This window comes from Pantoea sp. K16, from assembly GCF_048452805.1.
In the GTDB taxonomy this organism is placed as follows: Bacteria; Pseudomonadota; Gammaproteobacteria; order Enterobacterales; family Enterobacteriaceae; genus Pantoea; species Pantoea agglomerans.
The window spans coordinates 209646-223213 of record NZ_JBLWNV010000009.1; the positions used below are offsets into that span (position 1 = coordinate 209646).

Consider the following 13568-nt stretch of genomic DNA (forward strand, 5'->3'; position numbering starts at 1 on the left):
TAAAATATGTGATGCAGGTTACATAATTTCCGGGCCAACATCTAATATGCAGTCGTTATCAATTTGATTAACGAAAGCTATCAAACGCTAAGAGCCTGATGCTCTCTGGCCCGGCAGGCAGTGTACAGCGATTTACGTGACATTTAACCCGCTTTATCTTTTCCGCCCCTCTCCGCAAATCGCTGCTAGTTTTGTTAGACCGGATTAAAAGGGAGCTGACTTGTGGAGATTCGTCCGTTTACTGAAGCCGATCGTCCTTTTCTGCGTACGCTGTTTCTGGCGGCGCGTCGGCATAACTGGCGCTGGCTGGACGGCAGCGAGTGGCAGCTGGAAGATTTTGATGGGGTAATCCTGGGTGAAACCGTGCTGGTCGCGGAAGCTGACGGACAGCGGGTCGGATTTGCCGGCCTGCTGGAGAACGATAATTTCCTGCACAGCCTCTATGTCGATCCTGACTGGCAGGGGCGCGGCGTGGGCAGCGCTTTGCTTAAGGCGGCAGAGGCGCGCTTTACCTCAACCGGTGCGCTGAAGTGCCTGCAGAAGAATAAAGCGGCGCAGGCCTTTTACCTGAAACATGGCTGGAAGATGATTTCACAGGGCGAAGGCGAACATGGCGGCTACGTGTTAATGCACTACCCGCTGGCCTCGCAATATGCCAGCGGGTCGGGTCGGGCTTAAAGCGCGCGGAACGCGATATCGCCGGGGATGACTTCGCCCTGCCAGTAAAGCTGGGCAGCAACGCGTCCGGCCAGCTGGCGATAAAGCGCGGTAAACTCGCTATCGGGCCGGCGAATCACCGTCGGCTGTCCTTCATCGAGATCTTCGCGCAGGTCAATGTGCAGCGGCAGCTGGGCCAGCAGTTGCGTCTGGTAATCCTCTACCAGTTTTTGTGCGCCGCCGGTGCCGAAAATCGGCTCATGGAAGCCACACTGACTGCAGACATGCAGGCTCATGTTTTCCACCACACCAAGTACCGGCACATTGACCTTTTCAAACATCACCAGCCCTTTGCGGGCATCAATCAGGGCGATATCCTGCGGCGTGGTCACCACCAGCGCGCCGGTGACTGGTACGTTCTGCGCCAGCGTCAGCTGAATATCGCCGGTACCGGGTGGCATATCCAGCACCAGATAATCCAGCTCAGGCCACAGCGTCTCGTTCAGCAGCTGCATCAGCGCTTTGCTGGCCATCGGCCCGCGCCATACCATGGCATTGTCGTCCGTGACCAGATAACCAATAGAGTTGGTTGCCAGCCCGTGCGCCATGATCGGCGCCATGTGGGTGCCATCCGGCGAGGTAGGCCGCTGATCCTGGGTGCCAAGCATGTTCGGCACTGACGGGCCATAAATATCGGCGTCAAGAATGCCGACCCGCGCCCCCTCTGCTGCCAGCGCCAGCGCCATGTTCACGGCGGTGCTGGATTTACCCACGCCGCCTTTGCCAGAGCTGACCGCAATAATATTTTTCACGCCGTTGACGCCCGGCTGGTTTTTCACCCGTTTCAGGGTGGCAATGTCATGGCTGAGTCGCCAGTCGATGGCACCTGCACCGGTCTGACGCAGCAGTTCGGCGCTGACCTGCTCTTTCAGGACGTCGAACCCGCTGGCCCAGGCAAACGGCATCAGCAGCTCCACATGCAGCGTACCGTCAAGCTGTGCCACGTGATGTAACGCCTTCAGGGCGGTGAGATTCTGCTTAAGGGTCGGATGCTCAAAGCTTCTCAATACGCCAGCCACGATGGCGCGCAGGCCTTCTGGCGTCTGCGGTTCCCGGGATTGTGCTGTCATCCCCTGCTCCTTATTTCTGCTGTGCTTACGCTGTGTTTCAGCGATGTATTGTCAATGATATCAGATGCCCGTGGATCTGCGGTGACCGCAGGGGGTGAATCCCTTGTGTTTACGCAGGAGAAGCCTTCAGTTACCATCTAAGCCCGTTTTTTCAATCAACAGAAAGCTACGCAAACTATGACTCAAGTCGCTAAAAAAATTCTGGTAACGTGCGCACTGCCTTACGCGAACGGATCAATCCATCTCGGCCACATGCTCGAGCATATCCAGGCCGACATTTGGGTGCGTTATCAGCGAATGCGTGGCAATCAGGTTTATTTCATCTGCGCCGATGATGCGCACGGCACGCCTATCATGCTGAAAGCTCAGCAGTTAGGGATTGCACCGGAGCAGATGATTGCAGAAATGAAAAGCGAGCATGAGGCCGACTTTGCCGGTTTCAACGTCAGCTATGACAACTATCACTCGACCCACGGCGACGAAAACCGTGAGCTTTCTGCGCTGATTTATGGCCGTCTGAAAGAGAACGGTTTCATTAAAAACCGCACCATTTCCCAGCTTTACGATCCGGAAAAAGGGATGTTCCTGCCGGACCGTTTTGTAAAAGGCACCTGCCCGAAATGTAAATCTGCCGATCAGTATGGCGATAACTGCGAAGTGTGTGGCGCGACCTACAGCCCGACCGAGTTGATCGAGCCAAAATCGGTGGTCTCTGGCGCGACACCGGTTCTGCGCGACTCTGAACACTTCTTCTTTGATCTGCCCTCGTTCAGCGCCATGCTGCAGGCCTGGACCCGCTCGGGTGCGCTGCAGGATCAGGTGGCGAACAAAATGCAGGAGTGGTTCGAATCGGGCCTGCAGCAGTGGGATATCTCCCGCGACGCGCCTTACTTCGGCTTTGAAATTCCGGACGCGCCAGGCAAATATTTTTATGTCTGGCTGGATGCGCCTATCGGCTACATGGGCTCGTTCAAGAACCTGTGCGACAAGCGCGGCGACATCGACTTCGACGAATTCTGGCGTAAAGACTCTACTACCGAGCTCTATCACTTCATCGGTAAAGATATCGTCTACTTCCACAGCCTGTTCTGGCCAGCGATGCTGGAAGGCAGCAACTTCCGCAAACCGAACAATCTGTTTGTGCACGGCTATGTCACCGTCAACGGTGCCAAGATGTCGAAGTCGCGCGGCACCTTTATTAAAGCCAGCACCTGGCTGCAGCATCTGGATGCGGACAGCCTGCGTTACTACTACGCGGCGAAACTCTCTTCACGTATCGACGATATCGACCTGAATCTGGAAGATTTCGTCCAGCGCGTAAACGCCGACATCGTCAACAAAGTGGTTAACCTGGCGTCACGTAACGCGGGCTTTATCACTAAACGCTTTGACGGCAAACTGGCGGCTGAGCTGGCCGATCCGGCGCTCTATCAGACCTTTGTGGACGCGTCAGAGAAGATTGGTGACGCCTGGGCCGGTCGTGAATACAGCCGTGCTATCCGTGAGATCATGGCGCTGGCTGACCTGGCGAACCGCTATGTCGATGAGCAGGCTCCGTGGGTGGTGGCGAAGCAGGAAGGCCGTGATGCCGATCTGCAGGCGATCTGCTCAATGGGCATTAACCTGTTCCGCATTCTGATGACCTGGCTGAAGCCGGTGCTGCCGTCACTGAGCGCCCGTGCAGAAGGCTTCCTGAACTGCGAACTGAGCTGGGATGCTATCGCGCAACCGCTGCTGGACCACCAGGTTGCGCCATTCAAAGCGCTCTACAGCCGCATTGAGATGGCAAAGGTTGAAGGACTGATTGAGGCCTCGAAAGAGGATGCCGCTGCCGCCAGTGCACCGGCCGCAAGCGGCCCGCTGGCAGATTCGCCGGTAGGTGACACCATCACCATCGACGATTTCGCCAAAGTTGATATGCGCGTGGCGCTGATTGAGCAGGCGGAACTGGTTGAGGGTTCGGACAAGCTGCTGCGCCTGCAGCTCGACCTGGGCGGTGAAAAGCGTCAGATCTTCTCGGGTATCCGCGCCGCCTATCCCGATCCCTCTGTGCTGGTCGGTAAAATGACCATTATCGTGGCCAACCTCGCGCCGCGTAAAATGCGCTTTGGTATCTCTGAAGGCATGGTGCTGTCAGCGGGTCCTGGCGGCAAAGATCTGTTTGTGCTGTCCGTCGACAGCGGTGCTGTACCGGGAATGCCCGTTAAGTAACACTCTGCATTCTGCGGCTTTAACCGCTTAGCGCAGTGCCGTTCTCACACCCTTCGAGCCTCATCACGGGCGCGAAGGGTTATCTCTCCTCGCTCTGAATGTGCACCGCTTCCATTCCACTCCCGCCCCTGAAAATCTGTATCTGCTAATGCCACACCGCTGCATAAATGTGATCGCTAGCACGCTAAGCGGTTAATGCGTATGATGAAGCTCAGTGAAAACAGGAGCCTGCCATGCTCACCGTGCTGTCTGTCTGCGGGCGCTATCTTCGCGCCTTTATCATCATTTATCTCTGCTTATACGCCGGAATCGGCATCGCCTCGCTGCTGCCCATCAAACTGCCTGGCAGCATCCTTGGGATGTTAATTCTGTTTGCCCTGCTCGCCTCGCAGATCCTGCCGGTCAGCTGGGTTAAACCGGGCTGCCATCTGCTGATTCGCTATATGGCGCTGCTGTTTGTGCCGATCAGCGTCGGGGTGATGAGCTACACCGATATTCTGACCGCGCAGTTTGGCCCTATCGTGATCTCCTGCGTCGTCAGCACTTTCCTGGTTCTCTCTATTGTCGGCGTAAGCGCCCACCAGCTTCATAGTCGCCGTCCGGCCGGAGAGTCAGGCGATGAGTGAAATATGGTGGTCACTGCCACTGACGCTGGCGGCATTTTTTCTGGCACGCAAACTGGCGATACGGCTGAAAATCTCGCTGCTCAATCCGCTGCTGGTGGCGATGGCGATAATTATCCCGATTCTGCTGCTGTTGCAGCTGCCCTATTCGCGCTATTTCGCGGGCAGTCAGATTCTTAATCAACTGCTGCAACCGGCTGTTGTCGCGCTGGCCCTGCCGCTGTATGAGCAGATGCATCAGATCCGTGCCCGCTGGAAATCGATTATTGGCGTCTGCTTTATCGGCAGTGTGACCGCCATGACCTCTGGCACCGCTATTGCTCTGTGGATGGGTGCCACGCCTGAAATCGCCGCTACCATCATACCTAAATCCGTTACCACGCCCATTGCGATGGCCGTCTCCGGTTCACTGCACGGCATTCCCGCCATCAGCGCCATCTGCGTGCTGATTGCCGGAGTACTGGGTGCGGTGTTCGGACATACCGTGCTGAATCTGCTTGGCGTGAAATCTAAGGCAGCGCGCGGACTGGCGATAGGTAACGCGTCGCACGCACTCGGCACAGCGCGCGCCGCTGAACTCGACTATCAGGAAGGGGCATTCAGCTCACTGGCGCTGGTGATCTGCGGCATCATCACCTCACTGCTGGCGCCGTTTATTTTTCCGCTGCTGCTGCACTGGTTTGGCTGAAAGTTTGCGAGAGATCTCGCAAAGTTGAAACATGCAACACAGGTTACATTGTCAGAGCGATGTGGATCACATATAAACCGGTGACTGGCACATCGCCCTGCTGAATCTAATGAGGCTCACATGCAATCCCGTTTCCTCTCTGCCTTTGAGGCATTGCCGTCAACGCTGCAAACCGCACTCTCTCCGCTGCTGGACGATCCTGGCTTTCAGGCGGTGCTGAGCGCCGACCAGGTCGCCTCACTGCAGCAACAGACACAGATGGATGCCGATGCTCTGGCGCTGGCGCTGCTGCCCCTGGCGGCGGCCTGTGCCGTTGCTACCGTGTCGCATTTTAACGTCGGGGCTATCGCCCGTGGCGTCAGCGGCAACTGGTACTTCGGGGCCAACATGGAATTTACCGGTACGCCTTTGCAGCAGACGGTTCACGCCGAGCAGAGCGCCATTACCCATGCGTGGCTGCGTGGCGAAAGTCAGCTTGAGACGATCACCGTTAACTACACACCGTGCGGTCACTGCCGTCAGTTTATGAACGAGCTGAACAGCGGCACGAACATTCGCATCAGCCTGCCACAACGCGCGGTCAGCACCCTGGCCGATTATCTGCCGGATGCCTTTGGACCGCGCGATCTGGACATCACGACCTTCCTGATGGACAGCGTGGATCACGGCTATGTAGCCGAAGGCGATGAACTGGTGCAGGCCGCGGTTGCCGCTGCCAATGCCAGCCACGCGCCTTACAGCCAGTCACACGCCGGTGTTGCGCTGCTGACCGCAACCGGCGCGATTGTCACCGGGCGCTATGCGGAAAATGCCGCCTTTAACCCGAGTTTCCCGCCCCTTCAGGCGGCGCTGGTCCTGCTCAACATGCAGGGTGGCGATGTTCGTCAGATAAAAAAAGCGGTATTAGCCGAAGTGGAAAATGCCACGCTAAGCCAGTTCGCCGCCACACAGGCGACGCTTAAGACATTTGGTTGCGGTGAGCTGCTGCAGGTGACGCTGTACAAAGCATAACCCGCTGTCAGAGAGGCCACAGTTTTGTGAGCTTTTATGAACAAACGCTGTACTTCTGCGGGAAATTTCATAGGATCTGGCGCCAGAATTCACGTCATTACAAATTACTCTGAATAATTCAGGTTGCAGGATGGCAGCACGGTCGTGAATGTTTCTGCAGCGGTTACCCTGCCGCTGCCAGGCCTGCAGTCTGAGCTATAACGGGTAAGAAAACTGGCGCTACCTTTCCGGCGTGACGCCAGACAACACTGCAACCGGAGCATTACCGCATGGAACTCGACTACGAAAGTAAACGCCCGCTGTATATCCCTTATGCTGGCCCGATTTTGCTGGAATTTCCCCTGCTGAACAAAGGCAGCGCCTTTAGTATCGAAGAACGTAACGAATTCAACCTCAACGGTCTGCTGCCAGAAGCAGTGGAATCGATTGAAGAGCAGGCGCAGCGTGCCTGGCGTCAGTTCCAGGACTTCAAAAACAATAACGATAAGCATGTCTACCTGCGTAACATTCAGGACACCAACGAAACGCTGTTCTACCGCCTGCTGGATAACCATCTCGAAGAGATGATGCCCATCATCTACACCCCGACCGTCGGCGCAGCCTGCGAACACTTCTCTGAAATCTACCGTCGTGCGCGTGGCGTGTTCATCTCCTACCCTAACCGCGACCATATCGAAGATATGCTGCAAAACGCCACCAAGCAGAATGTGAAGGTGATCGTGGTGACCGATGGCGAGCGTATTCTGGGCCTCGGCGATCAGGGCATCGGCGGTATGGGTATCCCGATTGGTAAGCTTTCACTCTACACCGCCTGTGGCGGCATCAGTCCGGCTTACACCCTGCCGGTGGTGCTGGATGTTGGTACCAACAACCAGCAGTTGCTGAACGATCCGCTCTATATGGGCTGGCGTCATCCGCGCATCACCGGTGAAGAGTATGATGCGTTCGTGAACGATTTTATTCAGGCCGTTAAACGCCGCTGGCCGAAAGTGCTGTTGCAGTTTGAAGATTTCGCCCAGAAGAATGCCATGCCACTGCTGAACCGCTATCGCGATGAAGTCTGCTGCTTTAATGATGATATTCAGGGCACTGCCGCCGTGACCGTGGGTACGCTGATTGCCGCCAGCCGCGCCGCCGGCAGCCGCCTGTGCGAGCAGAAAGTGGTGTTCCTGGGCGCCGGTTCCGCAGGTTGTGGTATCGCTGAACAGATCATCGCACAGATGAAATCCGAAGGTCTGAGTGACGAGGAAGCGCGTGGCCGCGTAATGATGGTGGATCGCTTTGGTCTGCTCACTGACAAGCTGCCTAACCTGCTCGATTTCCAGAGCAAGCTGGTGCAGAAGAGCGAAAACCTGCAGCAGTGGGATGTCACCAATGATTCCATCTCGCTGCTGGACGTGGTGCGCAATGCGCAGCCCGATATTCTGATTGGTGTCTCTGGCCAGCCGGGCCTGTTCACCGAAGAGATCATCCGCGAGATGCACAAGCACTGTAAGCGCCCTATTGTGATGCCACTGTCGAACCCGACATCACGCGTGGAAGCGACGCCAGCCGATATCATCGCCTGGACTGACGGTGCCGCACTGGTCGCAACCGGCAGTCCGTTCTCGCCGGTGAGCTGGAACGGTAAAACCTATCCGATTGCGCAGTGTAACAACTCCTACATCTTCCCGGGCATTGGTCTGGGTGTGATTGCTTCGGGTGCCAGCCGCGTTACCGATACCATGCTGATGACCGCCAGCCGCGCGCTTGCTGACTGCTCTCCGCTGGTGAATGAAGGTGAAGGCCCGGTGCTGCCTGAGATTAAAGATATCCAGGGTGTATCGAAAATCATTGCGATGGAAGTGGGTAAAGCTGCTCAGCTGGCGGGTGTCGCCGTGGTGACCTCTGAAGATGTGTTGTCACAGGCTATCGCCAACAACTTCTGGCTGCCGCAGTACCGTCATTATCGTCGTACCTCGATTTAATCTTCAGACTGCCGGATTGCATCCGATCCGGCAGTGTTCAAAAAGAGCACAGCCAGCCGGCAGTAACTTGCTTCACAGTGACAGCTCAAGTAGCCTTGTCCCATCTCACTATTCTGACATCGAGTCTCCAGGCGCATGCTGAAACGCGTTTTCATTGGTCTGCTTTTCATCATCTTACTGATGATGGCAACGGCGCTCGGCCTTGATCGCTGGATCAGCTGGAAAACTGCGCCCTTTATCTACGAAAATGTCGCCTCTTTGCCACATCGTCAGGTCGGTGTGGTACTGGGTACGGCGAAATATTATCGCACCGGCGTCATCAATCAGTATTACCTCTATCGTATGCAGGGCACGCTGAATGCCTACAACAGCGGCAAGGTCAATTATCTGCTGTTAAGCGGTGATAACGCGCTGCAAAGCTATAACGAGCCGATGACGATGCGCCGCGATCTCATCAAAGCCGGTGTCGATCCGGCTGATATCGTGCTGGACTATGCCGGTTTCCGCACGCTGGATTCGATTGTGCGCACCCGCAAAGTGTTTGATACCAACGACTTCATTATTATCACGCAGCGTTTCCATTGTGAGCGTGCGCTGTTTATCGCCTTACAGCTGGGTATTCAGGCGCAGTGTTATGCGGTGCCCTCACCGAAGAACATGCTTAGCGTGCGCTTCCGTGAGGTAGGTGCCCGGCTGGGCGCGCTGGTGGACCTCTTCCTGCTTAAGCGCGAACCGCGCTTCCTGGGCCCACTGGTGCCGATCCCCGCCGTACGCGATGTCCCTGAAGATGCCCAGAGTTACCCGGCGGTAACGCCGGAGCAGCTGCTGGAGCTGGAACAGAAGCTGCGGAAATAGCTCACGCGCTGCGGCTTCTTTATGCTGGTTACTGCTGTGCCGAAGTCTGGCAGTGACGTGCAGGGCTCAGGGAGCTGACGGTAATATGCTGGCAGGGAGCATACGCCTTCCGCCAAGACGCAAAAGACGCCATCACTGGCGGGCTCAGCGTAGGCGATTACGCACCTCATCCCTGAGGTGCGCCCGAAACGGGCCAACGCGTTGCGTTGTTCAAAAACGCTCCCGGCGTTTTTAGTACGCACCTCATCCCTGAGGTGCGCCCATAGACGGGCCAATGCATTGCGTTGTTCAAAAACGCTCCCGGCGTTTTTAGTACGCACACCATCCCTGAGGTGCGCCCGTAAACGAGCCAGCGCTTTGCTACAGGCGTATGCTCCCATCGTTTTAGCTTTTGTCGCCGTCTGATGGTAAAGACCGGTCTGCTGAGAAGTTGAAGCGGGCTACATATGACAGCAATAAATAAGCTTAGCGCGCAGGGAACACGGTCAGAAGAGGAAAGCGTCCCACGCCAGGGATGGCGTGGGCCGAGCGTGTCATGGATGACGGCTTTTGCGACTTTCCGATCTGACCGTGTTCCCTTCGCAGACTCGATCTCACAGCGACAATGCATGCACTCCAGCAACAATGCCTGCACTCCAGCGACAATCCCTTCTTTTACATAATAAAAAAGCGACCCGAAGGTCGCTTCTTTAGCGTGGAGTTGGACTTACTTCTTACGAGAATATTTCAGGGAATCCAGCGCCACGGCGAAGATGATGATGCCGCCTTTAATGATGTACTGCCAGTAAGGGTTAACGCCGATATAGGTCAGACCATAGTTGATGACGGTGAAGATCAACACACCGGTCACTACGCCCGCCACGCTACCCACACCACCGGCGAAGGAGACACCGCCGACCACACAGGCCGCAATCGCATCCAGCTCATACATAAAGCCAAGGTTGTTGGTGGCCGAACCGATACGACCCGCTTCCAGCATCCCGCCGAAGGCATAGAACACACCTGACAGGGCATAAATCATGATCAGGTTCAGGTTGACGTTAACGCCTGAGACTTTCGCCGCTTCCGGGTTACCGCCGATAGCAAAAATGTTCTTGCCGAAACGGGTTTTATTCCACAGCACCCAGACGAAAATAATGGCAATCACGGCGTAAAAGGTGATGAACGAAAGCTTGAAATCACCAAAGCGTAAGAAGCCCTGGGTAAATTTCGAGAACCCTGTATCAAAACCGGCAATCGGTGATGCGCCAACAAAGTCGTAATAAAGTGAGTTGATACCGTAAACGATGATCATGGTGCCCAGCGTGGTGATAAATGGCGTTACCTTGAGGTAAGCAATAATCACACCGTTGACCAGTCCAATCACGCCGCCGATGATGCACACGGTCAGAATAACCAGTGGAATCGGCACCGTATCCAGCGTCGGGAAGACCTTGTTCGCGTTATCCATCGCCTGCAGCAGCGTCGCGGCGACCACCGCCGCCAGACCGACCTGACGTCCGGCTGACAGGTCAGTACCCTGGGTCACAATCAAACCCGCCACACCCAGTGCAATAATAATGCGCACCGAAGATTGGGTCAGAATATTACTCAGGTTCATTAAACTTAAAAATGAGGGGTCCTGGAAAATAATAATAGCCAGCAATACCAGCAGCACGACATAAATGCCGCCCTCTTTTAACCAGGTTAGCGCATTCTTTTTTGTAGTCGCTTTCATGTTAACAGCCCTTGCTTCATTAAAGGTGTAATGACGCTAAACGCAATATTTCGTTCTGCGTGGTCGTTTTGGTATCAACTATGCCTGCTACCAGACCATTACTCATTACCAGAATACGATCGGTAATGCCTAACAGCTCCGGCATTTCGGATGAGATAATAATGATGCCCTTTTCTCTTTTCGCCAGCTCAGCAATTAACTGGTAAATTTCGAATTTTGCACCAACATCAATACCGCGAGTGGGTTCATCAAGCATCAGGATTTCAGGCTGGGTCAATAACCAGCGGCCAATAATCACTTTTTGCTGGTTACCGCCCGAAAGCGAACCAATCTGAGTATGGTGGCCTGGCGTTTTTACACGCATAGAATCGATCACCCATTGGGTATCACTCTTCATGCGTTTATTATCCAGCAGTCCCATACTGTTTTTATATTTTTTGATATTGGAAATAAGCGAGTTAAAACCAATGTCGAGGAAAGCATAAATACCGGTTGAGCGACGCTCTTCAGTCACCAGCGCAAAACCGTGGTTAATGGCTTCATTGGCGCTGTGATTATTAATCGGTTTGCCATGCAGTTTAATGGTGCCGCCCGATTTTTCGCGAATGCCAAACAGCGTTTCGACGATATCGGTACGTTTGGCGCCCACCAGCCCGGCAATGCCGAGTATCTCCCCTTTACGCAAATCAAATGAGATGTCGCGAATCGATGGCTGACGCAGTGACGTCAGATGACGCACCTCAAGAATCGTCTCGCCTGGCACGTTGGTACGGTCAGGGAAACGCTGGTTCAGTGAACGGCCGACCATCATGGAGATGATCTTATCCATATCCAGCCCTTCCAGCGGCTGAGAGGTGATCCACTGACCATCACGCAGGATAGTGATCTCATCACACAGCTGGAAAATCTCTTCCATTTTGTGCGAAATATAAACAATGCCACAGCCGCGATCTTTCAGCTTACGAATAATCGTGAACAGGTGATTAACCTCTTTCTCGGTTAACGAGGAGGTCGGCTCATCCATAATCACAATTTTCGCGTCGTAGGAGAACGCTTTGGCAATTTCAATCATCTGCATCTGCGATACAGAGAGATTGGCAACTTTATCGCGCGGATCGATATCAATATCCAGCTCGTCAAAAATCGCTTTGGTATCCCGGTACATTTTATCCTGATCGACAAAGAAGCCTTTGCGCGGATAACGCCCAAGCCACATATTGTCCATCACGGTACGCTGCAGGACCAGATTTAATTCCTGATGCACCATCGACACGCCATTTTCCAGCGCCTCTTTGGAACTTTTATAGTCGATCTCTTTACCCTGAAACAGGATGCTGCCGGTATCTTTTTTATAAATACCAAACAGGCATTTTAATAAGGTGGATTTCCCGGCACCGTTCTCGCCCATTAATGCATGAACAGAGTGAGGCCGCACTTTTAAATTCACATTATCTAACGCTTTAACGCCGGGAAATGATTTTGAGACATCCGTCATTTCCAGCAGATATTCTCGCTGCGCGGTCGTATTATCACTGGCCATATTTTACCTGGCTAAAAAACGGTGGTGACATAAAAAAGGCGCGACAGCGGTCGCGCCCGTAATCGATCTTATTTCACGAACTGAGACAGATTTTCTTTATCAACCGGCACGTAAGGAACGCGGACGATCTTATCAACCATCTTGAAGTTTGTTCCGTCGGTGGCGGCTTTGCCGTTAGCCAGATTGTTGGCAATATCCAGCGTTGCTTTCGCCTGGTTTTCCGCATCGTTCAGCACGGTACCGGCCAGCGCACCGGATTTCACCAGCGCCAGCGCTTCTGGCAGTGCATCGACGCCAAAGACCGGAATTGAGGTCATGTTGTGCGCTTTCAGCGCTTCAACCGCACCCATCGCCATCGCATCGTTGTTGGCAATCACCACTTCGATTTTTTTGGCATTCGGGCCTGACAGCCACGCATCCATCTTATCTTTGGCCTGAGCGGTATCCCACATTGCAGTATCCATCGCTAACTGCTGGGTTTTCAGACCATCTTTGTTCAGGGTATCGATCACATATTTGGTACGGGCTTCTGCATCAGGATGGCCCGGTTCGCCTTTCAGCAGCACGAACTGAATCTGACCATCTTTGTTCAGATCCCACGCTGGTGTGGCTTTCCAGTGCTTCTCAATCAGCTGACCCTGAATGATGCCTGACTCTTTAGAGTCGGTACCGACATAGTAAGCTTTGTCATAACCGGCCAGCACTTTGGCGTTAGGTTCTTTGTTGAAAAAGACCACCGGCACGTCGTTGGCACGCGCTTTGTCTACTACCACCGCAGCCGCAGCCGGGTCAACCAGGTTAATCGCCAGCGCTTTCACGCCTTTTGCCATCAGCACGTCAATCTGATCGTTCTGTTTGGACTGGTCATTCTGTGAATCATTCATCAGCAACTGCACGCCACCGATCGCTTTCGCTTCTTTCTCGATGTCTTTGCGCACCATTGACATGAAGTTGTCATCATATTTGTAAATGGTCACGCCGATACGGGTGTCAGCTGCGTGAGCGGTTGCACCAAACATCATGCTGGCAACCAGTGCTGTAAGCGTGAAAACCTTCTTATTCATGGTATCTCCGGTTTTATTATGCAGGGTCTTTTTAGCGCTACCGCGCCATAAAGGCGGGAGAGCAATCGGTAAAACAGATCGGCGCGTCGGTTAACGTAATGAGGA

General features: G+C 54.3%; 11 protein-coding genes. 7 read left to right on the plus strand and 4 right to left on the minus strand.

The annotated features are described in order from the left end of the window. Positions 1-222 precede the first annotated feature (222 nt). Entirely contained in the window at positions 223-678 is a 456-nt protein-coding gene (locus ACK13D_RS13860) for a GNAT family N-acetyltransferase (protein ID WP_010670997.1), read from the plus strand. Here ACK13D_RS13860 and apbC read toward each other — a convergent pair. Next, a complete protein-coding gene (apbC, locus tag ACK13D_RS13865; protein WP_010248231.1) occupies positions 675-1787 on the minus strand; it encodes an iron-sulfur cluster carrier protein ApbC in 1113 nt (370 codons plus the stop codon). The two genes, ACK13D_RS13860 and apbC, sit on opposite strands and share 4 nt — an antisense overlap. A gap of 177 nt (positions 1788-1964) precedes the next feature. Here apbC and metG point away from each other — a divergent pair, with 177 nt between their 5' ends. The 6 genes from metG to sanA all read left to right on the plus strand — a co-directional run bounded on the left by metG (position 1965) and on the right by sanA (position 9142). Further along, positions 1965-3998 (plus strand): methionine--tRNA ligase, encoded by a 2034-nt coding sequence (metG, locus tag ACK13D_RS13870; RefSeq protein WP_010248234.1) that lies wholly within the window; start codon positions 1965-1967, stop codon positions 3996-3998. Between the two features lie 233 nt (positions 3999-4231). After that, positions 4232-4624 carry a CidA/LrgA family protein gene (locus ACK13D_RS13875; RefSeq protein ID WP_010248237.1) on the plus strand — a complete coding sequence of 131 codons (393 nt, stop codon included), beginning with the start codon at positions 4232-4234 and terminating at the stop codon, positions 4622-4624. Next, complete coding sequence (locus ACK13D_RS13880; protein WP_022625036.1) at positions 4617-5309, plus strand: CidB/LrgB family autolysis modulator; 693 nt, start codon at positions 4617-4619, stop codon at positions 5307-5309. Before ACK13D_RS13875 ends, ACK13D_RS13880 begins: the two co-directional genes overlap by 8 nt. A 120-nt stretch (positions 5310-5429) precedes the next feature. Beyond that, the gene (gene cdd, locus ACK13D_RS13885) at positions 5430-6320 is read left to right on the plus strand and encodes a cytidine deaminase (protein ID WP_418796646.1); all 891 of its coding nucleotides are present in this window, start codon (positions 5430-5432) and stop codon (positions 6318-6320) included. Between the two features lie 269 nt (positions 6321-6589). After that, a complete protein-coding gene (locus ACK13D_RS13890; RefSeq protein ID WP_010248245.1) occupies positions 6590-8287 on the plus strand; it encodes an NAD-dependent malic enzyme in 1698 nt (565 codons plus the stop codon). Positions 8288-8422: 135 nt separating this feature from the next. Next, positions 8423-9142 carry an outer membrane permeability protein SanA gene (gene sanA, locus ACK13D_RS13895; RefSeq protein ID WP_418796648.1) on the plus strand — a complete coding sequence of 240 codons (720 nt, stop codon included), beginning with the start codon at positions 8423-8425 and terminating at the stop codon, positions 9140-9142. Between the two features lie 706 nt (positions 9143-9848). On the opposite strand, the gene mglC is transcribed toward sanA, so the two are convergent. The 3 genes from mglC to mglB all read right to left on the minus strand — a co-directional run bounded on the left by mglC (position 9849) and on the right by mglB (position 13463). Continuing rightward, positions 9849-10859, minus strand: coding sequence for a galactose/methyl galactoside ABC transporter permease MglC (mglC, locus tag ACK13D_RS13900; RefSeq protein ID WP_010248248.1), 1011 nt, complete (start codon positions 10857-10859; stop codon positions 9849-9851). A 19-nt stretch (positions 10860-10878) separates the two neighbouring features. Further along, positions 10879-12399, minus strand: coding sequence for a galactose/methyl galactoside ABC transporter ATP-binding protein MglA (gene mglA, locus ACK13D_RS13905; RefSeq protein ID WP_010248250.1), 1521 nt, complete (start codon positions 12397-12399; stop codon positions 10879-10881). A gap of 68 nt (positions 12400-12467) precedes the next feature. Next, positions 12468-13463 carry a galactose/glucose ABC transporter substrate-binding protein MglB gene (mglB, locus tag ACK13D_RS13910; protein ID WP_010248252.1) on the minus strand — a complete coding sequence of 332 codons (996 nt, stop codon included), beginning with the start codon at positions 13461-13463 and terminating at the stop codon, positions 12468-12470. Positions 13464-13568: the final 105 nt, after the last annotated feature.

Coding starts and splice junctions, on each gene's coding strand:
- sanA (WP_418796648.1), top strand. CDS start 8,423: ATGCTGAAACGCGTTTTCATTGGTCTGCTTTTCATCATCTTACTGATG.
- metG (WP_010248234.1), top strand. CDS start 1,965: ATGACTCAAGTCGCTAAAAAAATTCTGGTAACGTGCGCACTGCCTTAC.
- cdd (WP_418796646.1), top strand. CDS start 5,430: ATGCAATCCCGTTTCCTCTCTGCCTTTGAGGCATTGCCGTCAACGCTG.
- ACK13D_RS13875 (WP_010248237.1), top strand. CDS start 4,232: ATGCTCACCGTGCTGTCTGTCTGCGGGCGCTATCTTCGCGCCTTTATC.
- ACK13D_RS13880 (WP_022625036.1), top strand. CDS start 4,617: ATGAGTGAAATATGGTGGTCACTGCCACTGACGCTGGCGGCATTTTTT.
- mglC (WP_010248248.1), bottom strand. CDS start 10,859: ATGAAAGCGACTACAAAAAAGAATGCGCTAACCTGGTTAAAAGAGGGC.
- mglB (WP_010248252.1), bottom strand. CDS start 13,463: ATGAATAAGAAGGTTTTCACGCTTACAGCACTGGTTGCCAGCATGATG.
- ACK13D_RS13890 (WP_010248245.1), top strand. CDS start 6,590: ATGGAACTCGACTACGAAAGTAAACGCCCGCTGTATATCCCTTATGCT.
- apbC (WP_010248231.1), bottom strand. CDS start 1,787: ATGACAGCACAATCCCGGGAACCGCAGACGCCAGAAGGCCTGCGCGCC.
- mglA (WP_010248250.1), bottom strand. CDS start 12,399: ATGGCCAGTGATAATACGACCGCGCAGCGAGAATATCTGCTGGAAATG.